Annotated in this window: 23 protein-coding genes; 15 read left to right on the top strand and 8 right to left on the bottom strand. The window is 70.7% G+C overall.

Annotation, left to right across the window (positions count from 1 at the left end):
* The first annotated feature begins 33 nt into the window (after positions 1 to 33).
* The 7 genes from odhB to AC07NX_RS07090 all read left to right on the top strand — a co-directional run bounded on the left by odhB (position 34) and on the right by AC07NX_RS07090 (position 4,944).
* Positions 34 to 1,245, top strand: a complete 1,212-nt coding sequence (odhB, locus tag AC07NX_RS07060; RefSeq protein WP_494640306.1) for a 2-oxoglutarate dehydrogenase complex dihydrolipoyllysine-residue succinyltransferase — start codon at positions 34 to 36, stop codon at positions 1,243 to 1,245.
* Between the two features lie 104 nt (positions 1,246 to 1,349).
* A complete protein-coding gene (locus tag AC07NX_RS07065) occupies positions 1,350 to 1,646 on the top strand; it encodes an antitoxin (RefSeq protein ID WP_494640308.1) in 297 nt (98 codons plus the stop codon).
* A complete protein-coding gene (locus tag AC07NX_RS07070; protein WP_494640310.1) occupies positions 1,643 to 2,053 on the top strand; it encodes a type II toxin-antitoxin system VapC family toxin in 411 nt (136 codons plus the stop codon). The genes AC07NX_RS07065 and AC07NX_RS07070 overlap by 4 nt, the downstream gene beginning before the upstream one ends.
* Positions 2,050 to 2,406 (top strand): DUF3088 family protein, encoded by a 357-nt coding sequence (locus AC07NX_RS07075; RefSeq protein WP_494640312.1) that lies wholly within the window; start codon positions 2,050 to 2,052, stop codon positions 2,404 to 2,406. The genes AC07NX_RS07070 and AC07NX_RS07075 overlap by 4 nt, the downstream gene beginning before the upstream one ends.
* A gap of 44 nt (positions 2,407 to 2,450) precedes the next feature.
* Positions 2,451 to 2,948 (top strand): putative signal transducing protein, encoded by a 498-nt coding sequence (locus AC07NX_RS07080; RefSeq protein WP_494640314.1) that lies wholly within the window; start codon positions 2,451 to 2,453, stop codon positions 2,946 to 2,948.
* Positions 2,949 to 3,149: 201 nt separating this feature from the next.
* Entirely contained in the window at positions 3,150 to 4,550 is a 1,401-nt protein-coding gene (lpdA, locus tag AC07NX_RS07085; protein WP_494640316.1) for a dihydrolipoyl dehydrogenase, read from the top strand.
* Positions 4,551 to 4,629: 79 nt separating this feature from the next.
* Positions 4,630 to 4,944 carry a hypothetical protein gene (locus tag AC07NX_RS07090; protein ID WP_494640318.1) on the top strand — a complete coding sequence of 105 codons (315 nt, stop codon included), beginning with the start codon at positions 4,630 to 4,632 and terminating at the stop codon, positions 4,942 to 4,944.
* A 294-nt stretch (positions 4,945 to 5,238) separates the two neighbouring features.
* Here AC07NX_RS07090 and AC07NX_RS07095 read toward each other — a convergent pair whose 3' ends face one another.
* Entirely contained in the window at positions 5,239 to 7,221 is a 1,983-nt protein-coding gene (locus tag AC07NX_RS07095) for a methyl-accepting chemotaxis protein (protein ID WP_494640320.1), read from the bottom strand.
* Between the two features lie 245 nt (positions 7,222 to 7,466).
* On the opposite strand from AC07NX_RS07095, the gene AC07NX_RS07100 reads away from it, so the two are divergent.
* On the top strand, positions 7,467 to 9,503 hold the full coding sequence (locus AC07NX_RS07100) for a sulfatase-like hydrolase/transferase (RefSeq protein ID WP_494640322.1): 2,037 nt from the start codon (positions 7,467 to 7,469) through the stop codon (positions 9,501 to 9,503).
* 51 nt (positions 9,504 to 9,554) lie between these two features.
* On the opposite strand, the gene AC07NX_RS07105 is transcribed toward AC07NX_RS07100, so the two are convergent.
* Together AC07NX_RS07105 and AC07NX_RS07110 are read right to left on the bottom strand one after the other, a co-directional pair.
* Positions 9,555 to 10,493: a tyrosine recombinase XerC gene (locus AC07NX_RS07105; protein WP_494640324.1), complete on the bottom strand. Its 939-nt coding sequence runs from the start codon at positions 10,491 to 10,493 to the stop codon at positions 9,555 to 9,557.
* A 156-nt stretch (positions 10,494 to 10,649) separates the two neighbouring features.
* Positions 10,650 to 11,330 carry a DUF484 family protein gene (locus AC07NX_RS07110; protein WP_494640326.1) on the bottom strand — a complete coding sequence of 227 codons (681 nt, stop codon included), beginning with the start codon at positions 11,328 to 11,330 and terminating at the stop codon, positions 10,650 to 10,652.
* 157 nt (positions 11,331 to 11,487) lie between these two features.
* Here AC07NX_RS07110 and AC07NX_RS07115 point away from each other — a divergent pair, with 157 nt between their 5' ends.
* Positions 11,488 to 13,650, top strand: coding sequence for a primosomal protein N' (locus AC07NX_RS07115; RefSeq protein WP_494640328.1), 2,163 nt, complete (start codon positions 11,488 to 11,490; stop codon positions 13,648 to 13,650).
* Between the two features lie 165 nt (positions 13,651 to 13,815).
* On the opposite strand, the gene AC07NX_RS07120 is transcribed toward AC07NX_RS07115, so the two are convergent.
* A complete protein-coding gene (locus tag AC07NX_RS07120; protein WP_494640330.1) occupies positions 13,816 to 14,592 on the bottom strand; it encodes a TerC family protein in 777 nt (258 codons plus the stop codon).
* A gap of 117 nt (positions 14,593 to 14,709) precedes the next feature.
* Between AC07NX_RS07120 and AC07NX_RS07125 the strand changes: the two genes are divergently transcribed.
* From AC07NX_RS07125 to AC07NX_RS07140, 4 genes are all read left to right on the top strand, one after another.
* Complete coding sequence (locus AC07NX_RS07125; protein WP_494640465.1) at positions 14,710 to 15,804, top strand: acyltransferase family protein; 1,095 nt, start codon at positions 14,710 to 14,712, stop codon at positions 15,802 to 15,804.
* Positions 15,805 to 15,874: 70 nt separating this feature from the next.
* The gene (locus AC07NX_RS07130; protein ID WP_029589304.1) at positions 15,875 to 16,579 is read left to right on the top strand and encodes a CHAP domain-containing protein; all 705 of its coding nucleotides are present in this window, start codon (positions 15,875 to 15,877) and stop codon (positions 16,577 to 16,579) included.
* A 51-nt stretch (positions 16,580 to 16,630) separates the two neighbouring features.
* Complete coding sequence (locus AC07NX_RS07135) at positions 16,631 to 17,590, top strand: magnesium transporter CorA family protein (RefSeq protein ID WP_494640332.1); 960 nt, start codon at positions 16,631 to 16,633, stop codon at positions 17,588 to 17,590.
* A gap of 70 nt (positions 17,591 to 17,660) precedes the next feature.
* Positions 17,661 to 18,908, top strand: coding sequence for a pentapeptide repeat-containing protein (locus AC07NX_RS07140; RefSeq protein WP_494640334.1), 1,248 nt, complete (start codon positions 17,661 to 17,663; stop codon positions 18,906 to 18,908).
* Positions 18,909 to 18,939: 31 nt separating this feature from the next.
* Here AC07NX_RS07140 and AC07NX_RS07145 read toward each other — a convergent pair whose 3' ends face one another.
* On the bottom strand, positions 18,940 to 19,794 hold the full coding sequence (locus tag AC07NX_RS07145) for a crotonase/enoyl-CoA hydratase family protein (protein ID WP_494640336.1): 855 nt from the start codon (positions 19,792 to 19,794) through the stop codon (positions 18,940 to 18,942).
* 103 nt (positions 19,795 to 19,897) lie between these two features.
* Here AC07NX_RS07145 and AC07NX_RS07150 point away from each other — a divergent pair, with 103 nt between their 5' ends.
* Both AC07NX_RS07150 and AC07NX_RS07155 read left to right on the top strand, forming a co-directional pair.
* On the top strand, positions 19,898 to 20,689 hold the full coding sequence (locus AC07NX_RS07150; protein ID WP_494640338.1) for an SH3 domain-containing protein: 792 nt from the start codon (positions 19,898 to 19,900) through the stop codon (positions 20,687 to 20,689).
* Between the two features lie 209 nt (positions 20,690 to 20,898).
* Positions 20,899 to 21,807 carry an alpha/beta fold hydrolase gene (locus tag AC07NX_RS07155; protein WP_494640340.1) on the top strand — a complete coding sequence of 303 codons (909 nt, stop codon included), beginning with the start codon at positions 20,899 to 20,901 and terminating at the stop codon, positions 21,805 to 21,807.
* A gap of 168 nt (positions 21,808 to 21,975) precedes the next feature.
* On the opposite strand, the gene AC07NX_RS07160 is transcribed toward AC07NX_RS07155, so the two are convergent.
* From AC07NX_RS07160 to AC07NX_RS07170, 3 genes are all read right to left on the bottom strand, one after another.
* A complete protein-coding gene (locus AC07NX_RS07160) occupies positions 21,976 to 22,923 on the bottom strand; it encodes a thioesterase family protein (protein WP_494640341.1) in 948 nt (315 codons plus the stop codon).
* Positions 22,924 to 23,160: 237 nt separating this feature from the next.
* Positions 23,161 to 23,646 carry a transcriptional repressor gene (locus AC07NX_RS07165; RefSeq protein WP_494640342.1) on the bottom strand — a complete coding sequence of 162 codons (486 nt, stop codon included), beginning with the start codon at positions 23,644 to 23,646 and terminating at the stop codon, positions 23,161 to 23,163.
* 52 nt (positions 23,647 to 23,698) lie between these two features.
* Positions 23,699 to 24,472: an acid phosphatase gene (locus AC07NX_RS07170; RefSeq protein WP_494640344.1), complete on the bottom strand. Its 774-nt coding sequence runs from the start codon at positions 24,470 to 24,472 to the stop codon at positions 23,699 to 23,701.
* Positions 24,473 to 24,642: the final 170 nt, after the last annotated feature.

Below are 24,642 nucleotides of genomic sequence, written 5' to 3' on the forward strand. Positions count from 1 at the left end.
GCCCGGACCAAACAAGAGACATCGGAACCCCACATGGCCGACATCATGACCCCCGCCCTCGGCGAATCCGTCACCGAAGCGACGGTGGCCCGCTGGACCAAGAAGGCCGGGGAGGCGGTGAAGAAGGACGAACTGCTCGTCGAGCTGGAGACCGACAAGGTCAGCCTCGAGGTCGTGGCTCCGGCCGACGGCGTCCTGGCCTCGATCAGCGCCGAGGAAGGCGCCACCGTGGTTCCGGGCACGGTCCTGGGCGTGGTGAGCGAAGGCGGCGCCGCGACCGCCGCTCCGGCCGCCCCCGCGCCGAAGGCCGCTCCCGCTCCGACCCCGGCGCCCGCTCCGGCTCCGGCGGCTCCGGCCCCGGCCGCCGCGGCCCCGGTCAGCCCGGCCCCGGCCCGCATCGCCGCCGAGAACAATCTCGACCTGTCCAAGGTCGCCGGCACCGGCAAGGACGGCCGGGTGACCAAGGGCGACGCCCTGGCCGCCCTGGAAGCCCGCGCCAACGCCCCGGCCCCCGCCGCCGCGCCGACCGCGCCGCGTCCGATCCACGAGCGCGAAGAACGCGTGAAGATGACGCGCCTGCGCCAGACGATCGCCCGTCGCCTGAAGGAAGCCCAGAACAACGCCGCCATGCTGACGACCTTCAACGAGGTCGACATGACGGCGGTGATGGCCCTGCGCAACCAGTACAAGGACGTGTTCGAGAAGAAGCACGGCGTGAAGCTGGGCTTCATGTCGTTCTTCACCAAGGCGGTGGTCGCCGCCCTGAAGGCCGTGCCGGACGTCAACGCCGAGATCGACGGCCAGGACATCGTCTACAAGAACCACTACGACATCGGCGTGGCCGTCGGCACCGACAAGGGCCTGGTCGTTCCGGTCGTCCGCGACGCCGACGCCCTGAGCCTGGCCGAGATCGAGAAGGCCATCGGCGGCCTGGGCAAGAAGGCCCGCGACGGCCAGCTGGCCATCGAGGACATGCAGGGCGGCACCTTCACCATCACCAACGGCGGCATCTACGGCTCGCTGATGTCGACCCCGATCCTCAACGCGCCGCAGTCGGGCATCCTGGGCATGCACGCGATCAAGGAGCGGGCCATGGTGGTCGGCGGCAAGATCGAGGTGCGCCCGATGATGTACCTGGCGCTGAGCTACGACCACCGCGTGGTCGACGGCCAGGGCGCGGTGACCTTCCTCGTGAAGGTCAAGGAAGCCCTGGAAGACCCGCAGCGCCTGCTGCTGGAGCTGTAGTCGCTTCAAGCCGATCGGCGAGAATACGGGAAGGGGTCGCGCGAGCGGCCCCTTTTTCGTTGTGGCGAGGCGGCGTTTGAGGCGGACGCGGCTTTGATGTATCTATGGCCAGTAGATACATCGAGGTCGCCATGACCAAGCTCGATCCTGGGCTGCCGCGCGCCAAGCTCTTCACCCACGGGGGCAGCCAGGCCGTCCGCCTGCCCAAGGCCTTTCGGTTCGAGGGCGCGGAGGTGACCGTCCGTCGCGAGGGCGACGCGGTGATCCTCGAGCCCGTCGCCGCCAAGTCGCCCCGCACCCAGGCCGATCTCGACGCCATGTGGGCGCGCATCGACGCGCGTGGCGGCGGCGATTTTCCGGACCGCGAACAGCCGCCGGAGCAGGAACGGGCGTTCTGGTGACCCTGGCGTTGGACACCAACGTCTTCGTCGACCTGATCCGGGGGCGCAAACCTGTCGTTCGACAGCGTCGGGACAGGGCGATCCTGGCGGGTGAAATCCTGGTGACCTCGCTGATCGTCTATCATGAGCTGCAATTCGGGGTGGCGCTCAGCCGCGATCCCGCCGCCGAGGGCCTGAACGTCGCCGAAATCCTGGACGAGGTCGTTGTCGAGCCCCTGAACGAAGCCGACGTCGTGGCGGCGGCGGGGATCCGCGCCAGGCTCAGGCCGCACGGCGGTTCCATCGGTCCCTACGACGTCCTGATCGCCGGCCAGGCCCTGGCGCGAGGCTGGACCTTGGTCACCTCGAACCTGGCCGAGTTCTCGCGCGTCGAAGGCCTGGAAATCCAGGATTGGAGCCAGCCATGACCCAGGCCCGCGACCGCCTGTTCCTTCTGCGTCCCGACTGGATCGACCAGGACCGCCCGTGGTTCTGCATGGCCTGCGCCGCCGTGGAGGGCTTCCTGGGCTACTACCCGGCCGTCCGCGAGGCGCTCGACATCGCCTACCTGCCCTATGAGCGCCCGCGCCGCCCGATGGTCGATCTGCTGGGCGAGGCCCATCAGAACCTGCCGACCCTGATCCTGGCCGAGCGGTTCGCGCATCCGGACCTGCGTGACGGCGACCTCCAGCGGGTCGGCGACCTGTGGTTCGCCACCAACGAGGGCCCGATCACCCGCGTGCTGGCCGCCCGCCACGGGGTCTCGCCGCCGCATCCTTGAGGTCACGACGTTTCTCGGTCAGGCTTCGCCGAAGGAGGCGTCGCATGAGCCTGAAGGAAGTCGCCCGTTTCGCCGACCTGGCCGAGGCCCAGATCGCCGCGTCGCGCCTGAGGGCCGAGGGCGTGCAGGTGCTGGTCCAGAACGAATACTGGGGCGGGGCGGACTTCATCATGACCATCGCCATGGGCGGTTTCCGCCTGTGGGCGCCGGAAGGCCAGGCGGCCGAGGCCAAGGCCCTGATCGGCGAACTGCGCGCCGCCGCCCCACCGCCCCTGGAGCCCGAGGAGGACGAGCAGGAGGAGCCGGTCGTGGCGCGGTCCCGGCCGCCGCCCGGAGCCGGCCTCGCGCGGACCGGGCTGGCGCTGCTGCTGACCCTGGTCTTCGGCTGGGCCGCCGGCTTCCTGGTCGTGGGCCGCCGTCGCGGCGCCGCCGTGACCGGCGTCATGGTGGTGCTGGTCGTGGTCAGCGGCCTCAGCCTGCTGAGCCTGATCTGGTCCTGGCTGGCCTATGCCGGGATCGGCGCGGCGTCGGCCATGCCCTGATCGAGCTCGGCTCCGGGCGGCCGAAGGGGGCAAAACCCCACGAACTGGGCCTTTAACCCACCTGTTGGGTTGATCCCTGAGGCAGAGGCGCTAGGAGTAGCCGCGCGCCCAGTCACCCTCCCAAGTCACCCTTGGGAAACCGGGGGACAGGCCCCATTTTCTGTCCGGCGCCGAACGTGGCGCGTCTCAAGGCGAAGATCCATGGCTCAATACGACGTCGTCATCATCGGGGGCGGCCCCGGCGGCTACAACGGCGCGATCCGCGCCGGGCAACTGGGTCTGAAGACCGCCATCGTCGAAGGGCGCGGCAAGCTGGGCGGCACCTGCCTGAACGTCGGCTGCATGCCGTCCAAGGCGCTGCTGCACGCCTCGGAGATGTTCGAAGCCGCCAGCGGCGGCGAGTTCGCCAAGCTGGGCATCGAGGTCAAGCCGAAGCTGAACCTGGTGCAGATGATGGCCCAGAAGGCCGAGAGCGTCGAAGCCCTGACCAAGGGCGTCGAGTTCCTGATGAAGAAGAACAAGGTCGACTACATCAAGGGCTGGGGCCGCATCGACGGGCCCGGCAAGGTGGTGGTCAAGGCCGAGGATGGTTCGGAAACCGTGCTCGAGACCAAGAACATCGTCATCGCCACCGGCTCGGAGCCCACCCCGCTGCCCGGCGTGACCATCGACAACAAGCGCATCGTCGACTCGACCGGCGCCCTGTCGCTGCCCGAGGCGCCCAAGAGCCTGATCGTGGTCGGGGCCGGCGTCATCGGCCTGGAGCTGGGCTCGGTCTGGAAGCGCCTGGGCGCCGAGGTGACCGTGGTCGAGTTCCTGGACCGCATCCTGCCGGGCACCGACACCGAGGTGGCCAACGCCTTCCAGAAGATCCTGACCAAGCAGGGCTTCAAGTTCAAGCTGGCCTCCAAGGTCACCGGCGCCACGGCCACCGACAAGCAGGTGCAGCTGACGCTGGAGCCCGTGGCCGGCGGCGACGCCGAGACCCTGCAGGCCGACTACGTGCTGGTGGCCATCGGCCGTCGCCCGTTCACGGAAGGCCTGGGCCTGGAGACGGTCGGCATCGTCCCCGACAAGCGCGGCGTGATCGCCAACGACCACTACAAGACCACCGCCCCGGGCGTCTGGGTCGTCGGCGACGTGACCAGCGGCCCGATGCTGGCCCACAAGGCCGAGGACGAGGCCGTGGCCTGCATGGAGCTGATCGCGGGCAAGGCCGGCCACGTGAACTACGACATCATCCCGGGCGTCATCTACACCAAGCCGGAAGTCGCCACCGTCGGCAAGACGGAAGACGACCTGAAGGCCGCGGGCGTCGCCTACAAGGTCGGCAAGTTCCCGTTCCTGGCCAACAGCCGCGCCAAGATCAACCACGAGACCGACGGCTTCGTGAAGGTGCTGGCCGACGCCAAGACCGACCGCATCCTGGGCGCCCACGCCGTGGGTCCGAACGTCGGCGACATGATCGCCGAGATCTGCGTGGCCATGGAGTTCGGCGGTTCGTCGGAAGACGTCGCCCGCACCTGCCACCCGCACCCCACCCGCTCGGAAGCCTTCCGCCAGGCGGCCATGGGCGTCGAAGGCTGGACGATGCAGGCCTAAGGCCTGCTGTCCAAGAGTTAACGAGCGCCTTGGCTCGATCGGACGTAGAGTGGCGGGGTTTCGAAAACGGAGCCCCGCCATGCTTTTGTCCGCCCTGCTGCTGGCGTCCGCCGTCCAGGCCGCGCCGACGCCGGCCCCGCCCGCGCTGGGTGACCCGATGGGCGCGGGCCAGACGACGTTCTATCGTTCCATGAAAGAGGTTCGCGCCACCCTCAAGGCGCGCGCGGCCTGCCAGAAATCGGGCGTCGAACTGGCCGTCGACGCCGAGCCCGCGACCCGCGCTGCGGTCAAGAAGCTGGGCGACCTGCCGCAGGCCAATCACACCTTGACGGTGCTGCGCAGTGTCGACGGCTGTCCGGTGTCGTCCACGGTTCGGTTCAACGTCGGACGTTAGGGCGGCTGCCGCTCCCCATGAATCCGCTCATCCCGGCGAATGCCGGGACCCGGATGGAATAGCTCTGGGCTGACGCCAGGAGCGCCGAGCTTGTCCAATCATCCCCGTCGCTACGGGATCCGGGCCCCGGCGTTCGCCGGGGTGAGCGGACCTGGGGGCGATCGTTCGAGAACGAAAGAGGCGCGCTCACCGGATCAAGGAAAAAGCCCCGCCGGGGGCGATCCGGCGGGGCTTCCTGAAGTCCTCGCGGGGAGGAGACGCCCCCGTCACGCGAGGGCGGTACGCGACTGAACCCTAGAATTCTTCCCAGTCGTCGCTGCTGGGCTGGGCCGAGCCGACGAAGGCGGCCAGCTTGGCCTGGGCGGCGCCGACCGGGTTGGCGCCGGGGCGGTTGGCGGTCGTGGCCGGGGCGACAGCCGGGCGCGGGGCCGGACGGGTCACCTGGGTCGGCGGCGTGGCGCGGCGGGTGGTGGCGCGCACCGCGGCGCTGGCGCCGCTCACTTGAAAACGCCCGATCATCTGCATCAGGCCGTTGGCCTCGCCCTTCAGGGCGTGGCTGGCGGCGGTGGACTGCTCGACCATGGCGGCGTTCTGCTGCACCGTCTGGTCCATCTGGTTGACGGCGGCGTTGACCTGGTTGAGGCCGGTGGCCTGTTCCGAGCCCGAGGCGGCGATCTCGCTGACCAGGCCGTCGATCTCGCTGACCTTGCCGACGATGGCCTGCAGGGCCTCGCCGGTCTGGCCGACCATCGACACGCCCTGGCTGACCTGCTGCGAGGAGGTCGAGATCAGGGTCTTGATCTCCTTGGCCGCGTCGGCCGAGCGTTGCGCCAGGGCCCGCACTTCTTGCGCGACGACCGCGAAGCCTCGGCCCGCGTCACCGGCCCGGGCCGCTTCCACGCCGGCGTTCAGGGCCAGCAGGTTGGTCTGGAAGGCGATCTCGTCGATGACGCCGATGATCTGGCTGATCGACTGCGACGACTTCTCGATCTGGTTCATGGCGTCGACGGCGCCGCGCACCACCACGGCCGAGCGTTCGGCGTCCGAACGGGTCGAGGTGACGACGCGCGAGGCTTCGACGGCGCCGGCCGACGAGCGCTTCACCGTGGCGGTGATCTCGTCCAGGGCGGCGGCGGTCTCCTCCAGGCTGGCGGCCTGCTGTTCGCTGCGGCGCGACAGGTCGTCGGCGGCCGAGGCGATTTCGTCCGAGCCCGAACCGATGCTGTTGGCGGCGTGGACGATGGTGCGCATCGCCTCTTCCATCTGGGTGATGGCGCCGTTGAAGTCGCTCTGCAGGCGCTGGTAGGCCGGCGGGAACTGGGCGTCGACGCGATAGGTCAGGTCGCCGTCGGCCAGGCGGTTCAGGCCGGTGGCGATGTGCTCCATGACGAAGGCCTGCTCGCGGGCGGCGGCCTCGGCGGTCTCCTGGTTGCGGCGGCGCTCGGCCTCGGTCTCGGCGGCGGCGCGCTGCTGGGCGGCCTCGGCGGTGCGCAGGGCCAGGGCGTTGTCCTTGAACACCTGGACCGAACGGGCCATGGCGCCGACCTCGTCCTTGCGCTGGGCCCCGACCACCTCGACGTCGACCGAACCCTGAGCCAGCACTTCCATGGTGCGCGCCAGGTTGCTCAGCGGCGCGGCGATCTTCGTGCGGCCGATCCACAGGGCGAAGACCAGGGCGGCGGCCGAGGCGATCAGGCCGAAGGCGATGGTCATCACCATGCCGGTCTGCGCGTGGTCGGCGGCCTGCGCCACCATCGCGCGGGTCTCGTCGCTGTGGGTGTTGGTGAAGGTCGAGACGTCCTTGCTCAGGCTGGCGATGTCCGGGTCGATCACGGCCATGACCATCTTGGCCGCGTCGTTGGCGTCCTGCAGGCCCAGGTCCGCGCCCTGGCGGGCGCTGGAATAGATGCGGTCCAGGCGAACCTGGAAGTCGGCGACCTTCTTGGCGGCGGCGGGGTCGGCGGCCTTGATCTTGCCGAGGGCGAGCTTGCCCTCCTTGTAGGCGCTGTCGATCTCGGCGCTGGCGTCCTTCGCTTCGGTCGAGGCCGCGTTGTTCGCGATCGTGCGGTAGGCGGCGTAGCCGATGGTCACGACCCGGCGGTTGAAGCGCGCACCTTCCAGCGCGGCGGGCGCGCGCTGCTCGACCAGCACCTTGGTGGCGGCTTCCGCGACCTGCGCCTGCCAGGCGCCGACGCCGGTGATCGCCAGGGCGACCACGGTCAGGATGACGGCTGGCAGGGCCACCTTGGTGGAGATCTTCAGATCTTCGAACTTCATCTCTAACCCCGTGTCCGGTCGGGCCCAAAAAGATGGGACGGGCTCCGGTCTTGGCCTCCAGAAGGCGCCCGGGCCGTAAAAGTGCAGTTAACCGCCAGGTTTTGGCCGCTTCGGGCGACGGAATGTCACAGCGTGACGGCGGCGCTTCCGGAAGGCGTGCACCTCTAGATAATCGTGAATCGACTTAGCAACCTTATCGTGTATTCTTCAAGCTTCGCTGTTCGGCGCGCGAAGGGGAGGGCACCATGACCCAGGCGAACCGGCCCAACATCCTGCTGATCACCTGTGACCAGTACCGGTTTCCAAGGTTCTCCTATGGGGCGGAGGCGGGCTTCGACGAGCCGCTGAAGCGGATCCTCGGGTTCCAGCGCGAGGATGACCCCGACAACCCCTACGCCCAGTACTTCCCCGGCCTGCTGGCGCTGCGCGAGAACGCGGCGCTGCTGCGCAACCACACCATCGCCGCCAGCGCCTGCACGCCCAGCCGGGCGGTGATCTATACCGGCCAGTACGGGACTAGGACCGGGGTCACCCAGACCGACGGCCTGTTCAAGAGCGGGGATTCCTACAACTTCCCCTGGCTGGCGGCCGACGGCGTTCCCACCCTGGGGACCTGGATGCGCGCGGCCGGCTACACCACCCACTATTTCGGCAAGTGGCACGTCAGCAACCCGCCCGAGCACTCGCTGGACCGCTACGGCTTCGACGACTGGGAGGAGTCCTATCCCGAGCCCCACGGGGCGGCGATCAACAATCTGGGGATCTATCGCGACGCCGGCTTCACCGACCAGGCCTGCGCCTTTATCCGCCGCAAGGCCCTGGCCCTGAACTACAACCGCGCCCAGGCCGTCGAGCAGGCCCAGGACCCTTACGCCAGCGGACCCGACGTCGACGCGATCCCGCCCTGGTTCGCGGTCGCCTCGTTCACCAATCCCCACGACATCGCCACCTATCCGGCGGTGATCGCCCAGGCCCTGCCGACCCCGGACAATTCGGGCACGCAGTCGATCTTCGGTCCGCTGACCACGCCGACGATCGGCCAGAAGACGCCGCCGCCGACCGCCGGCACGATCCAGATCCCGCTCAACGAACGGGGCTTCCCGCAGGACTGCGCCCGGCCCTCGCCCACCCAGAACGAGTCCCTGGCCGACAAGCCCAGCTGCCAGCACGACTACGCCTACAAGGTGGGCCTGGCCCTGAACGCCAAGACCGGCTTCAACATCGTCAGCACCGCCAAGACCAAGGTCGACGACAAGTTCCCCAATCTGGCGAAGGGCGACCTGCTGGACGATGAGCAGTCCATGCAGATCGCGGTCCAGCAGGCCCTGAACGGCGTGCTGCCGTTCCAGCTCAGCGACGAGCCCGAGCGCTACGCCCTGGAGTTCCTGCAGCTCTATGCCTGGCTGCACTCGATCGTCGACGTCCATGTGGCGGCGGTCCTGAAGGCGCTGGAGGACACCGGCCAGGCCGAGAGCACCATCGTCATCTTCCTGGCCGACCACGGAGAATACGGCGCGGCCCACGGCATGATGATCGAGAAGTGGCACACGGCCTACCAGGAGGCCCTGCACGTGCCGGTCATCGTGCGCTTCCCGCCGTCGACCAAGGTGGTCGAGGACGAGCCGGGGACGGGCGAGGGGCCGCTGGGTTTCACGCCGCGCCAGATCGACGCCCTGACCAGCCACATCGACATCCTGCCCACCGTGCTGGGCCTGGCCGGGGTGACGCCGCAGCAGCGGGCGACGATCGCCGAGGGCCTGGGCCGTCACCGTCCCGTGCCGCCCCTGCCGGGCGTGGACCTGTCGGGCCTGCTGAAGGGCGAGACGCACCGCGTGGTCGAGCCGGACGGCCGCGAACGCCAGGGCGTGCTGTTCATCACCGACGACGAGATCACCGCCCCGTCAGCCTCCAACGACGACCCGGCCAACCTCAAGTGCGACAAGGAGTTCGAGGTCTACAAGCGGGTGGTCGCCACGGTGAACGAGGAGCACCCGGCCGTGAACCTGGCGCCGGGCGCGGTGCGCCAGCCCAACCACGTGCGCTGCGTGCGCACCGCGCGCCACAAGCTCAGCCGCTATTTCGACCCGTCCGACCAGGCGCCTCAGGAATGGGAGATGTACGACCTGGAGCGGGATCCGAACGAGGCGGTCAATCTGGTGCGGGTGGCCTCGCCGCTGACCGCGCGGACGGATCTGCCCCAGCCGTTCGTGGCGGCGGAGGTCCAGGCCGAGGCCGACCGGCTGGCGGCGCTGCTGGCCGAGCTGGAGGCCAGGGATCTCTAAAACTCCGCTCATCCCGGCGAATGCCGGGATGAGCGGAATATTGGGAGGGCCTCACGCCCGCGGATGGGCCTTGCCATAGGCCGCCAGCAGGCCGGCGGCGTCCACCTGGGTGTAGCGCTGGGTGGTCGACAGCGAGGCGTGGCCCAGCAGGTCCTGGATGGAACGCAGGTCGGCGCCCGCGCCCAGCAGGTGGGTGGCGAACGAGTGGCGCAGGGCGTGGGGCGTGGCCCGGTCCGACAGGCCCAGGCGGCTTCGCAGGGTCTGCATCGTGGCCTGGACATGGCGCGGCGACAGCGGCCCGCCGCGCCGGGCGCGAAACAGCGGGTCGTCGGGCTGCAGGGCGAAGGGCAGGGCCGCCAGATAGAGGTCGATCCGCTCACGGACGATATCCAGCACCGGCACGACCCGGGTCTTGCCGCCCTTGCCGGTGATCCGCAGGCTGTCGGCCAGGGGCGCGTCGCGGCGGGCCAGGGACAGGCCCTCGGAGATCCGCAGGCCGCAGCCCCACAGCAGGGTCAGCACGGCCTCGTCGCGGGCCACTTCCCAGTCCTCGCGGTCGGGGTCCAGCGACAGCTCGGCGATCAGGCCGTGGGCCTGGTCCTCGGAGACGGGGCGGGGCGCGCCGACCTTGATGCGGGGTCCCCGCACCAGGCCGATGGCGGCGTTGGGGGTGTCCAGCCGGTGGTCGAGATAGCGGTGGAAGGCGCGGATCGACGACAGGCTCTGCGACAGCGACCGGGGCGACAGGCCCTCGCGGTCGTCGCCTTCCCGGGAAGAGGGGGGCTCGCGGCGGAAGGCCAGGTAGGCGCGCAGCTCGGCCGCGGTGATCCCGCCCAGGTCGGCGACCGACAGGGTCTCGCCGCGATGGCGCTCCAGGAAGTTCAGATAGGCCAGGACGTTGTCGCCATAGGCCCGCACCGTGCGCGGCGAGGCGCGCCGCTCGAGAGCCAGGTGGTCCAGCCAGTCGGCGAGGGCGGCGCGGGCGTTCATCTCCTCACCCGCGAAGCGGGGGAGGTGGCGCGATGCGAATACGCATCGTGACGGAGGGGGCGTTGGAGGGCAGGGCGATCGACGCTGGGACGCCCCCTCCGTCACGTCGCTGATGGCGACGCGCCACCTCCCCCGTTTCTCGGGGGAGGAGAAGGGTCACAGCACCGGCCAGCGTTCGGCCGTGCGTTCGACGACGCGGGCCAGGAAGGCGACCAGCTCCGAGCCCATGTCGGCCGTGAAGCCCTCGGGGTCGGCCGAGCCAAAGGCCAGCAGGCCCTGGCGGGAGGGCTCCCACAGGGCCATGCGGACCAGGGCCATGCTCCGGATCTCGCCGACGCGGTCGCCGAACAGGCCCAGGGCCGGGGCGTGGAAGCCCATGCGGGCGACGCCGTGGTCGCCCATGGTCATGTCGATCTGGCCGGCGATCAGGGCGTGCCAGCCGGCGGGGACGCGGCCGGGGCCTTCCAGCACCATCACCCCGGCGGCCAGGCCGAAGCGCAGGATGGCCATCTCGTCGACCCGGCGGGCCAGGTCGGAATGGTTGCGGGCGTCCAGCAGGTCGATCACCGCGGCGTGGGTCTGGGCCTGGGCCGAGAAGTTGGCGCGCGCCGTGGCCTCGATCTGGCGGCGGACCAGGGCCTCGCGCTCGTGGGCGGCCGAGACCCGGGCCAGGGCGGCGGGGCCGAAGTCGACGATGTTGCTGGCGTCGGGGCGCAGGCCCAGGTCGCTGAGCAGGTCGGGATCCTGGCGCAGGAAGTCAGGCTCGGCCCTCAGGAAGTCGCGGACGAGCGCCGGGTCGACCGCCGGAAACAGTCTGGCTTGCGTCGCGTCGGTCATGGGGCGGGTCTACTCCGTTACTCGGGCCGTCCCCATGTGTTGGGGGACCGATCGATGAAGCCCCAGTTCGGTTAACAGCCGCTTGATGGCCGCCCCGCCGCCTCTCGACCTTCCGACGTTTCCAGGGCAGAACCGATCGTCCCCCATGTCAGGTCCCATGCCCCGCATCGCCTCCGTCCTGCTGCCCATGCCGCTGCCCGAGGCGTTCGACTACGCCGAGCCGGAGGGCCTGGACCTCAGGGTCGGCGACCACGTGACCGTGCCGCTGGGCCCGCGGGTGATTCGCGGCGTGGTCACCGCCCTGCGCGACGGGACGGGCGGCAACCGGCCGCTCAAGCCGGTCCTGGAGCGGGTCGACGACCCGCCGCTGCCGCCCGGCGTCCTGGCCTTCGTGGAGTGGGCGGCGCGCTATTCGGTGGATGTTCCCGGCTGGCCCCTGGCCATGGCCCTGCGCGGCCTGCGCCATCCGGCCGCCAAGCCCGACAAGGCCCTGGTCCTGACCGGCGCCCAGCCGGCCCGCATGACCCCCGCGCGGCTGAAGGTGCTGGCGGCGGCCGAGGCGGGGCCGATGGCGACCGGCGTCCTGGCGACCGCCGCCGGGGTCTCGGCCGGCGTGGTCAAGGGCCTGGTCGACGAGGGCGTGCTGGCCGTCACCTGGATCGAACCCGACACCCGCTTTCCGCAGCCGGACCTGTCGCGCCCGTCCCAGGCGCTCAATCCCAGCCAGCAGGCCTCGGCCGACGTGCTGGGCGAGATGCTGGCGGCCGGCGGCTTCCAGGCCGCCCTGCTGGACGGGGTGACCGGCTCGGGCAAGACCGAGGTCTATCTGGAGGCCGTGGCCGCCGCCCTGGCCGCCGACCCCGACAGCCAGGTGCTGATCCTGCTGCCCGAGATCGCCCTGACCCAGGCGGTGCTGGCCCGCTTCGAGGCCCGGTTCGGCGTCGCCCCGGTCGAGTGGCACTCGGCCGTCTCGCCGCCCCGGCGCCGGCGGGCCTGGGAGGGCGTGGCCACCGGTGCGGCGCGGATCGTGGTCGGGGCCCGCTCGGCCCTGTTCCTGCCGTTCCGCAAGCTGCGGCTGGTGGTCGTCGACGAGGAGCACGACGGCTCGTTCAAGCAGGAGGAGGGCTTCATCTACCAGGCCCGCGACCTGGCCGTGGCCCGCGCCAAGATCGAGGGCGCGCTGGTGGTGCTGGCCTCGGCCACCCCGTCGCTGGAGAGCCTGTGGAACGCCCAGGCCGGCCGCTATCGCTGGCTGCGGCTCAGCGCCCGCCACGGCGCGGCCCAGCTGCCCGACATCGGCCTGATCGACATGCGCGAGACCCCGCCCGAGCCGGGCCGCTGGCTGTCGCCGCCGCTGGTCAAGGCGGTGTCGGTGGCCCTGTCGCGCGGCGAGCAGAGCCTGCTGTTCCTCAATCGCCGGGGCTATGCGCCGCTGGTGCTGTGCAAGGCCTGCGGCGAGAAGATGAAGTCGCCCGACACCGACAGCTGGCTGGTCGAGCACCGCTATACCGGCCGGCTGGTCTGCCACCTGACCGGCTTTTCGATGAAGAAGCCCGAGGCCTGCCCGCACTGCGGGGCCAAGGACAGCCTGACCTCGATCGGCCCCGGCGTGGAACGGGTCGAGGAGGAGGCCCGCCACCTGTTCCCCGACGCGCGGATCGCGGTGTTCTCGTCCGACACGGTGTTCGACGCGGCCGGGGCCCGGGCCCTGGTCGACAGCATGGCGGCCGGCGAGATCGACATCCTGGTGGCCACCCAGGCGGCCGCCAAGGGCCACAACTTCCCCAACCTGACCCTGGTGGGCGTGGTCGACGCCGACCTGTCCTTGCGCGGCGGCGACCTGCGGGCCGGCGAGCGGACCTTCCAGCTGCTGGCCCAGGCCGCCGGCCGGGCCGGGCGGCACGAAAAGCCGGGGCGGGCGCTGCTGCAGACCTATGCGCCGGAGCACGGCGTGCTGCAGGCCCTGAAGGCCCAGGACCGCGACGCCTTCGTCGAGGCCGAGATGGCCATGCGCCAGGAGGCCGGCCTGCCGCCGTTCGGACGGCTGGCGGCGGTGATCGCCTCGGGACCGGACCCCGTGGCCCTGGAGGCCTATTGCAACGCCCTGGCGGCCGCCACGCCCAATGCCGACGGGGTCGAGGTGTTCGGCCCGGCCGACGCGCCCCTGGCCCTGGTGCGGGGACGGCGGAGGAAGCGGTTCCTGGTCCGGGCCGATCGCTCGGTGGACCTGCAGGGCTTCCTGGCCGCCTGGCGGGCCCGGGCCAAGGTCCCGAACTCCGTGCGGGTGGTGTTCGACGTGGATCCTTACAGTTTCTTGTAGAACCCAGCCGGTTCGGCTTTGCCTGACCCCCGCTTGCCCCCACCTGACCGCTTCGCGGTCTGTCCGCCCCATAGGGGGCGGAGCCTCGTGCGTCAGGCTCTTCCCCCTATGGGGGAAGACGGCCGAAGGCCAGTAGGGGGCAAGTGAGCGCGCAGGGCGTGAAGGCTATTCCTTCTTCGCGCCCTTGCGCCGCGACAGCATGTTCAGGCCTTCCACCCCGGCCGAGAAGGCCATGGCGGCGTAGATGTAGCCCTTGGGCACGTGCACCCCGAAGCCCTCGGCGATCAGCACGGCCCCGATCATCAGCAGGAAGCCCAGGGCCAGCATGACCACGGTGGGGTTGTTGTTGATGAAGTTGCCCAGCGGGTCGGCGGCCAGCAGCATCACGGTCACCGCGACGATCACGGCGACGACCATGATCGGCAGGTGGTCGGTCATGCCCACGGCGGTCAGGATCGAGTCGATCGAGAACACGATGTCCAGCAGGATGATCTGGAAGATCGCCCCGCCGACGTTCGAGATCGCCGCGGTCTTGACGTCCGGCGCGGACTCGTCGGCGTCGGGATCGACATTGTGGTGGATCTCCTTGGTGGCCTTCCAGATCAGGAACAGGCCGCCGGCGATCAGGATCAGGTCACGCCAGGAGAAGGCCGTCTCGAAGGTGGGCTCGCCGTGCGACAGCGGGCCGGCCAGGCCCAGGTCGAACACCGGGGCGGTCAGGCCCACGATGAAGGCGATGGTCGACAGCAGCGCCAGCCGCATGATCAGGGCCAGGGAGATGCCGATCCGGCGCACCCTCTGGCGCTGTTCGGGCGGCAGCTTGTTGGAGAGGATGGAGATGAACACCAGGTTGTCGATGCCAAGCACGACTTCCATGACGATCAGCGTGACCAGGGCGGCCCAGGCGGCTGGGTCCGCAGCGAGGTGAAGGAGTTCGTTCATCGTACCGATCTAAGCTCAGGTTCGGAAAACGCGTCATCGCCTACCCCTCCGTAGGCGCCGTTCATGCAAGGAACGCGACGGAAGCCCCCAGGCTTCGCCAAACCGAGAGTCGAGATGATGCCAGACGCCGCCAATATCAAGCCCCTGACGGCCCTTCGCTTCTTCGCCGCGTTCTGGGTGGTGATGTTCCACTATTGGCCGAACCTCTCGGCGGCGGTTCCGCCGGCGATGATCGGCAAGGGCTATCTGGGGGTCGAGGCGTTCTTCACCCTGTCGGGCTTCATCCTGTGCCACGTCTATCTGCAGGGCGTCGGGAGCGGGACGTTCCGCTACGGCGACTTCCTGTGGAACCGGCTGGCGCGGGTCTATCCGCTGCACCTGGTCACCCTGGCGGGCGTCGGGCTGATGGCCGCCGCGGCGGGCGTGGCGGGCGTCGCCGTCGACCAGAACATGCTGGCCTGGAGCGCCTTGCCGGCCAACCTGCTGCTGGTCCAGGCCTGGGGTTTCGCGCCGGTGTCGGGCTGGAACCATCCGTCGTGGTCGATCTCGGCCGAGTGGTTCGCCTATCTCAGCTTCCCGGCCTTCGCCTGGGCCGCCTGGCGGCTTCGTGACCGGCCGCGCCTGGCCGTGGGCCTGGCCCTGGTCCTGATCGCCGCCCTCTATCCGGTCTTCCAGAGGCTGGCGGGCTTTCCCCTGACCGAGGCGACCATCCGCTGGGGCTTCCTGCGCATCGTCCCGTGCTTCGCCTATGGCTGCGCCCTGCACGCCCTGTGGCGCTCGGGCGCCGTTACCGGGCGTTTCTCGGGCCTGGGCGCCTGTCTGGCGGGCGCCGCGGTGCTGCTGGCGGTGCATTTCGGGGCGCCGGACCCGGTCATCGTCATGACCCTGGGGGCGCTGATCGTCATGCTGGCGGCCCTGGCCGCGGCCGGCTCGGGCTTCGCGAGCCAGGCTCCGCTCGTGTATCTGGGCGAGATCAGCTACTCGACCTACATGATCTGCATCCCCTGGAAGATCCTGGCGGTCAATGCCGCGCTCAAGCTTCTGAACATCGAGGGGGATCAGTTGCCGCTCTATGCTTGGCTGTTGATTGTCGCCGCACTGGTCCCGCTGTCGGCGATGTCGTATCACATCATCGAAAAGCCGGCGCGCGAGCGGATGAAAGCTTGGGCGAAGGACTGGCGAGGGCGACGTCCTGCCACGGCGGAAGCCTGATAAACAGACTTTTCATATTTCCCTGAGAGGGTTATCCCTTAGCCCAGTGACGCGGGGGAGTACCCACAGCATGACGAAACGGACGAGAACCCTCTGGGGTTCCCTGGCCGCCGCCGCCATGATCAGCCTCGTGCCGATGTCCGGCGCGGTGGCCGACGGGTACTGGCAATGCGTCCCGTTCGCGCGTCTGATGTCGGGCATCCAGATCTTCGGCGACGCCCGCACATGGTGGAGCCAGGCCGTCGGCAAGTACGACACGGGCTTCGTGCCCCGGGCCGGCGCCGTGCTCTGCTTCAAGCCCACCGGCCGCATGAACCTCGGCCACGTCGCCTTCGTCAGCCAGGTGCTGACCGATCGCGTGATCCAGGTCACCCACGCCAACTGGTCGATCATCGACGGCGGCCGCGGCCAGATCGAGAAGGACGTCACCGTCGTCGACGTCTCGCCGGCCGGCGACTGGAGCCAGGTCAAGGTCTGGTACGACCCGATCCGCGATCTCGGCTCGACCGTCTATCCGACCCACGGCTTCATCTACCAGAACAACCAGGCGGTCACGATCGCCGCCGCGACCAGCAAGCTGGCCCTGGCCCAGAACGCCGCCGTCTCGCTGGCCAAGTCGGCCGCCAACCAGGTCGCCGCCTCGGTTCGGGCCAGCTCGCCGCTGGACATGATCAACCAGGCCGCCGATTCGACCGACCGCATCGCGGCCCTGATCTCGCAGTCCCAGTCCTCGGGCCAGGCGCAGGACGCCGACAAGCCGCAAGCTCCGCGTTGACGCCGTGCGCGCTCTGGGTCATGCCCAGGGCGTGAACAGAGCTGATATCCCATGCTGAGGGTGCTGCGCCATGGCGCGCCGGGTTTCGAGCCCGGCGGCTTGACGCCCGACTGGGCGCTGCCCGCCGACGCGGTGTGGATCGAGCTGGTCAGCCCCACCCGCGCCGAGGAAGTGGCGGTCGAGAAGTCGATCGGCCTGCTGCTGCCCACCCGCGAGGAAATGGCCGAGATCGAGGCCTCCTCGCGCCTGTACCAGGAGGACGGCGGCACCTTCATGACCGCCACGGTGCTGGTCAACGCCGACGGCGACCTGCCGACCGCCGCGCCGGTGACCTTCGTGCTGACCGGCGACCGGCTGGTGACCATCCGCTATGTCGAGCCCAAGTCGTTCGCCGTGTTCGCCGCCCAGGCCGAACGCCAGCCCAGCCTGTGCCCGGGCGGCGCCCAGACCTTCCTGGGCCTGCTGGACGCGGTGATCGACCGCACCGCCGACATCCTCGAGCGCACCGCCGGCGAGGTCGAGACCCAGTCGCGGATCATCTTCAGCCGCCCGCGCGGCGGGGCCTTCGAAGCGATCCTCAACCGCCTGGGCCGGGCCCAGATCGTCAATTCCAAGGCCCGCGACAGCCTGGTCAGCCTGGCCCGCCTGCTCAGCTTCGCCTCCCTGGCCGACCAGTTCGAGGGCGACAAGGAACTGCGCGAACACCTCAAGTCGCTGCAGCGCGACGTCCAGTCGCTCACCGACCATTCGGGCTATCTGTCGGGCAACATCACCTTCCTGCTCGACGCGGCCCTGGGCCTGATCAACATCGAGCAGAACGCGATCTTCAAGATCTTCTCGGTGTTCTCGGTGGTGTTCCTGCCCCCGACCCTGGTGGCGGGGATCTACGGCATGAACTTCGCCCACATGCCCGAGCTGAACTGGCTGCACGGCTATCCGTTCGCCCTGGCGCTGATGTTCATCGCCGCGGCCGGGCCCCTGCTGTGGTTCAGGCGACGCGGATGGCTCTGAGGTTTCGGGATAAACTGAACGTTTCCTTAAAGGTCGCATGACACGGTTCGCCGAAAACGAGCGCCGTCGCATGTCCGCCCCCGCCCTATCCGATCGATCTCCCCAGCCCCCGCTGATCCGCACCCTCGCGCCCGCCGCGCTGAAGGCCGCGGTCACGGCGCACCTGCGCTACCTGAAGGGGCTGCCGGCGGGCGTCCGCGCCAATCTTTCCTACGTGGATCTCGACAATGTCGACCTGGAGGGCGTCGACCTGTCCGAGGCCGACCTGACCGGCGTGCGCCTGGCCGGCGCCCTGCTGGCGCGCGCGGTCCTGACCCGCGCCACCCTCTACGGCGCCGACCTGCGCGACGCCGACCTGCGCGAGGCCAACCTGTCGCGCTGCGACCTGCGCGGCGCCTGCCTGCGCGGCGCCAATCTCGGCGGGGCCGACCTGTCGGGCTGCGACCTGCGCGAGGGCGTCATCGCCACCCAGGACAGCGTCGACGGCTTCCGGATCCTGCGGCACCGGACGCGCCAGGGCGAGCTGGAGCACGCCCTGACCCGCGGCGCGCGGCTGGACGGCGCCCAGGTGGGCGGCGCCTTCGCCCGGGTCGCCGACCTGACCGACGCCGACCTGGCCGGGGTCAGCCTGAAGGGCGCCCGGCTGAACCGCGCCACCCTGGACGGCGCCAACCTGTCCCGGGCCAATCTCTACAACGCCGACCTCGGGGGAGCCTCGCTGCGCCGGGCGGTGCTGACCGGCGCCGACCTGGCCGGGACCACCTTCGAGGGCGCGGACCTGACCCAGGTGCTGCGCGCCCCGCCGCCGATCGTCTATGTCGACGACGCGCCCCTGCATGAGATCCTCGAGGCGCACGAGCTGTATGTGGGCAGCGATGGTCGCGAGGGCGCGCCGGCCAAGGTCCCGGCGGTCGATTTCCGGCCGCTGCGGCGGCTGCGCGGCCGGCGGCTGGCCGGCCTGTCCGCGCCCGGCGCGATCTTCTTCGGCATGGACCTGGAGGCCGTCCAGTTGCAGGGCGCCAACCTGTCCGACGCCGACCTGCGTGGCGTCAACCTGCGGGGGGCCGACCTGCGCGGCGCGCGGCTGGTCGGGGCCCAGCTGTCGCGGGCCGACCTCTCCGGCGCCAGGCTGGGGCCGCTGACCATCGCCCAGGGCCGCGTCCTGCGGACGGACCTCAGCCGCGCCGCCCTGCACGGCGCCGACCTGACCGGCGCCGACGCCCGCCGCGTGCGCCTGATCGACGCCGACCTGACCCGGACCAAGCTCGACGGTTGCGACCTGACCCAGGCGGAGTTGCCGGAGGAGGCTGGAGGCTAGGGCAGGCCGTGAGCCTTCCCCGCCAAGGCCCCTACATCCGCTTCCTGAGCGGCACGAGGTCCGGATAGACCGGCTCGCGGTTCTGGGCCTTGGCCTGGAAGGCCTCCATCATGTGCGGCGGCGAGAACATGCCGGTCTGCCAGGTGGCGATGTAGTCCAGCCCGTCCCTGATCGAGTGGTCGCGGGCGTAGTTGATCATCACCTTGCTGCCGGCCACGGCCAGGGGCGACTTGCTGGCGATCTCGCGGGCGGTCTCCAGGGCGTGGGCGACCACCTCCTCATGGGTGGCGAACACCTCGTTGACCAGGCCGATGTCGCGGGCCCGGGCGGCGGGCAGGCGGCGGCCGGTATAGGCCAGCTCGCGCACCCAGCCCTCGGGGATCAGCTTGCACAGGCGCGGGAAGGTGCCGACGTCGGCGGTCATGCCGATGTTGATCTCGTGGATCGTGAAGAAGGCGTCGGCGCTGGCGTAGCGGATGTCGCAGGCGCTGGCGAAGTCGACCGCCCCGCCGATGCAGCCGCCCTGGATGGCGGCGATCACCGGCATGCGGGCCTCGTCCAGGCAGCTGAAGGTGTCCTGCAGGTGGTGGACGTGGCGGCGGAAGCTCTCGGCGGCCACGAAGCGGTCGGCGGGCTCGCCCCCGGTCACGCCCTCGCCGTCGGTGAACACCGACAGGTCCATGCCGGCGCAGAAGTGCCTGCCGGTCGAGGAGATGACGATGCAGCGGGCGCGGGCGTTGTCGTCGATGTCGCGGACGATGGCCGGCAGCTCGTTCCAGAACGCCCGGGTCATGGTGTTGAGGGCCTCGGGGCGTTTCAGGCGCAGATGCGCCACGCCTGTCTCGATCTCGACATCGAAGCAGCTATAGTCTGGCTTGTCCGGCACGCTCGTTTCTCCCTTATCGTTGATCACTCTGTATCACGGGGGCGTCGGACGCCAACGGGCCTTCCTTCGAAGGTCCGCCGCTTTCCAGAGGAGACCTTCCCCCATGGCCAAACAATCGATCGCCACCGCGCTCAGCGTCGGCGCCGTTCTCGCCTCGCTGGTCGCCGCGCCGCTGCCGGCGGTGGCCCAGTCCAAGGGGATCAGCGGCCTGTTCGGCTGCGAAGGCTCGGGCAAGAAGCAGGAGGGCGGAGCCCTGATCGGCGCCGCCGCCGGGGCCCTGGTCGGCCGCGCGGTCAGCAAGAACGAAAAGACCCTGGGCACCGTGCTGGGCGCGGCGGCCGGGGCGGCGGCGGGGGCCTATATCGGCTGCCGCATGCAGTCGACCGACCAGGCCATGGCCCAGCAGGCCACCAAGCGCGCCCTGGACAGCGGCCGCTCGGAGAGCTGGAGCAACTCGCGCACCGGCGCCTCGGGCCGCATCGACGTGGTGTCCTCGTCCTACGGCCCGCCGATCAGCGGCGAAACCCTGCGCTTCGAGCGCGGCGTCCAGGTGCTGCGCAGCTACGACGCCGTCGGCGGCGACTATACCGCCCGCGGGACCGCCAACCTGCGCTCGGGCCCGTCGACCACCGGCAAGGTGGTGGGCAAGCTGTCGGCCGGCCAGCGGGTCGAGGTGCTGGGCGGGGCGCCCAACAGCAACTGGCTGCTGGTCGGCCGCGACGGCTACGGCGTCGGTTATGTCTCGGCCGCGCTGCTGAACCAGAGCGGCTATGGGCCCGAGCCCAGCTGCCGGATCATCAACGCCTCGATCAGCACCCGCAACGACCGCCCGACGACCGAGCGCTACAGCGCCTGCAAGGACGACCGCGGCGAGTGGCAGCTGACGGCGGCCTGATCGCGGTCTGAGCGTGGCCTAGACACTTGCCCCCACCTGGCGGCTTCGCCGCCTGTCCGCCCCCATAGGGGGCGGAGCCTTCGCATCGGAGCGCTCTTCCCCCTTTGGGGGAAGACGGCCGAAGGCCCGTAGGGGGCAAGTGCGGACTCCCAATGTCGCGGCCGCGCGCCTAACTTAGGGGGCAGCCGCCGCAACAGGAGCCTTCCGCCATGGACGCGGCCGTCTTTCGAGAGCCTCGCCGACGCTTCATCCCGATCGCCAGCCGCGCCGGGGCCGGCGAGATGGCGGTGCTGGAGTTCGGCCCCGCCGACCGGCCGGTCGACGTGGTCTTCGTCCACGCCAACGGCTTCAACGGCCAGACCTACCGCGCCCTGGTGGCCCCGCTGTCGGCCGGCCTGCGGGTGCTGGCCGTGGACCAGCGCGGCCACGGCTCCAGCCGGCTGGCGGCCAATCCGGAGCGCCGCCGGAACTGGCTGGACCTGCGCGACGACCTGCTGGCCCTGCTGACCGTCCTGGACCAGGGCGCCCTGGTGCTGGCCGGCCACTCGATGGGCGCCACCGTCAGCCTGCTGGCCGCCGCCGCGGCGCCCGACAAGGTGCGCGGCCTGGTGCTGCTGGACCCGGTGATCATGCCCCGGATCATGGCCTTCTACGCCCACATGCCCTGGACGTCCGGGGCGCTGTGGAAGCATCTGCCGTTGGTGCAGGGCGCCTTGCGCCGCCGCGCCGTGTTCGACAACCGCGAGGCCGCCTTCACCGCCTATCGCGGGCGGGGGGCGTTCAGGACCTGGCCCGAGACCATGCTGGCCGACTATGTCGGCGGCGGCTTCAAGGACCGCGACGACGGCAAGGTCGAGCTGGCCTGCGCCCCGGCCTGGGAAGCCTCCAACTACAGCGCCCAGGCCCACGACCCCTGGCGGGCCATGGGCCGCATCGCCTGCCCGGCGCGGATCCTCAAGGCCGAGAAGGGCTCGACCTGCCACATCGGCGACGGCGCGGGCGTGATGCGCCGCCATCCGCTGATCCGGGTCGAGACGATCGCCGGCGCCGGCCACTTCCTGCCGATGGAGCGCCCGGACCTGGCGCGCGAGGCGATCTTCGAGATGGCGGCGGGGTAGGGCTCGCCCTGGACGGCTGTCATCCCGGACGAGCGCGCAGCGCGAAGATCCGGGACCGGGGCGTGGACGCAGGCGCTTGCGGCGGTCCCGGGTCTTCGCTTCGCTACGCCCGGGATGACAGTTTTGGGGATCCCTTTGCGATCGCCTCCGCGACGTGGCCTTCGGGACCTATAGCGCCAGCCCCGCCACCGCCCGCGCCGTCAGTTCGGCCCGCGCCGCCTCGCTGATCGGCACCACCTTGCGGGCGTCGAGGTCGAAGGTGACGGCCACGGCCTCGGAGGTTCCCCAGGGTTGGCCGGTGGTGGGGTCCAGCATCCAGTGGACCACGCGCATGGCCTGGCCCTCGGTCCCGACCAGGCCCGAGCGCAGCTCGACCCGGTCGCCGGCCCGGGGCCAGGCCAGCTGGGCCAGGCGATACTCCAGCACCGCCCCGCCCACCCGCGCCGGCTTGGCCTCGGCGTGGCTGACCACGACGTCGCGGAACGGGCCGATGAACGCCCCGATGCCGTCCGAGACCCGGCCGATGAACTGCTCGGCGCGCATTCGTCCGAACACGTCGCAATCGGTCGGCGACAGGGCGCCCAGGCCGATGCGCTTGAGGTTCAGGGCCTCGGCGCGGGCCATGCTGGCGGTCGGGGCGAACGGCGACAGGTCGAGGCTGCGGGCCCGGGCCTGGTCGGGCGGCTCGACCCTTAGCGTCGCCGCCCGCTCGTGGACGACCCGCGGCCAGGCGAAGGCCTCGCCCTCGCGCGGGGTGACGTGGGCGATCGTCGTCTGGAAGGTGGCGGCCAGCTGGCCGGTGGCGGTATGGACCAGGAGCTGCAGCACCCGGGCCTCGGTGTCGGAGATGTCGATCACCCCGCCCAGCATGTGCAGCGCCGCCCCGGGGTGGGCTTCACGCAGGAAGCGGATGTGCTGTTCGCGGACCACCAGGGTGGCGTTGGCCCAGGGCGAGAAGGCGTGCGGCAGGCCCAGCTCGGCCGCCAGCCCCGCCAGCCCCTCCATGGCCCGGGTGACGTAGAAGCGCACGTTCATGTGCCCCATCTCGTCGCAGTCCCAGGTGTTGACGCCGCCACGCCAGATCTCGACGCCGGGGAAGGTCTCGGTGGGCGTCATGGCGGCGGCTCGGCGGAGGTGAACGGGTGTTCGAGAGTAGCGGGGTTCGTCGAGGTTTCGCAATCGGCCCAGAGCGGACAACAGATGCTTCCCACTGGGGGAGCTGTCGCGGAGCGACTGAGGGGGCCCGCTCGGCGGAGGCCGCGCGGCCCCCTCCGGCCCTTCGGGCCACCTCCCCCAGAGGGGGAGGATTTATGGGGGCGTCACCGGCCCCGCCCGCCGTTCAATGCGCCCGGGTCACCCTCTGCAATCGGCGCACAGCCCGTGGGCCTCGATCGTCACGGCGGTCAGGGCGTAGCCGGCGCTGGCGCCGGCGGCGATGATCTCGGCGCTGGCCTTGGGCTCGATCTCGCGGGTCGCGCCGCAGCAGTCGCAGATCAGGAAGGCGGCGGCATGGCCGTCGGCCTCCTTGCGGCAGGCGACATAGGCGTTAAGGCTCTCGATGCGGTGGGCGAAGCCCTGCTTCTCCAGGAAGTCCAGGGCCCGGTAGATGGTGGGCGGCTTGGCCGGCGGACCGTCGACGGCGAAGCTGGCGATCAGGTCGTAGGCCTTCACCGGCTGGCCGGCCTGCAACAGCAGTTCCAGCACCCGGCGGCGCGGGGCGGTCAGGCGCTGGTCGGCGGCGCCGCAGCGCGCCTCGGCGGCGTCCAGCTCGGCCGCGAGGGCCGAACCGGCGACGCCGTGGTTGTGGTGGTCGTGATCGCACGCGGCGTGATGGGCCATGGCCAAGAGGTAGAGGCGACGCGGGCCCGTTGCAACCGCGTTGGCGTCGCGGTCAGTACGGCGGTCCAGCCAGCACCGCCGCCTCGGCCGCGCAGCGGGCGGGGTTGGGAACGGGGCCGGCCGCCCGGGCGGCGTCGAGTTCGCGGCCGACGGCGGCCAGGTCGGCCGCGAAGGCGGGCGAGGTCTCCAGGGCCGCCACCAGGGCGGTCGCGTTCAGCCGGCCGGCCTCGACCGAGGAAGCGTTGTGCACGCCGCAGACCACGCGGCTTTCGCCATAGGCCCTGGCCCGGGCCAGGATGGCCTCGGCCCGCTCCGGCTGGGCCCTGGCCAGCACCAGGCCGACGGTCCAGCCCCAGGTGGCGTGGCCGGAGGGGTAGTCGGGCGTCAGGGCGGTGACCAGGCCGCTGCGCACGCAGATCGCGCCGCGGTCGACCTGATAGGGACGCTTGCGGTCGTAGAGCCGCTTGGGGGCCGCCACGGCCGGCCGAACGTCGTGGGCGATCCGCTCCAGCAGCGACGCCAACCGGGGCGTGGCCTGGCGGCTGGGCGTCACGCCCAGGGCGCAGCTGTAGGCCTCGGCGATCGCGGCCTTGCGTGCGTCCTGCCTGGCCAGCGACCAGCGCGGCGTGTCCTTCAGTCGGCGCGTGGCCAGGAAGATGGCGCGGTCCCGCTGGTCGGCGGCGGACCCCGCCGGCGGGGGCGGCGGCACGGCCTGGCGCGCGTCGTAGGCGCCCCGGGCGAGGTAGGGATCGGCCTGGGATCCCGTCAGGCTGGCGCAGCCGGCCAGCGCCACGGCGGTCATCCCGATCATCAAGCCGACGCGCATGAAAAAAGTCCCCGAAGCAAACTTCGGGGACCCTGCAGTCTCGGTTCGTCCGTATCAAGAGCGCAAAGTCGGCGCGTGCTTAAGGCCCCCCAACCATTGTCATCCCGGAAAGCGCGCAGCGCTTGTCCGGGACCCAGGTGAACCGCACCGCATTCGCCCGGTCCCCTGGA

Source organism: Caulobacter sp. GW821-FHT09A05 (genome assembly GCF_059418465.1).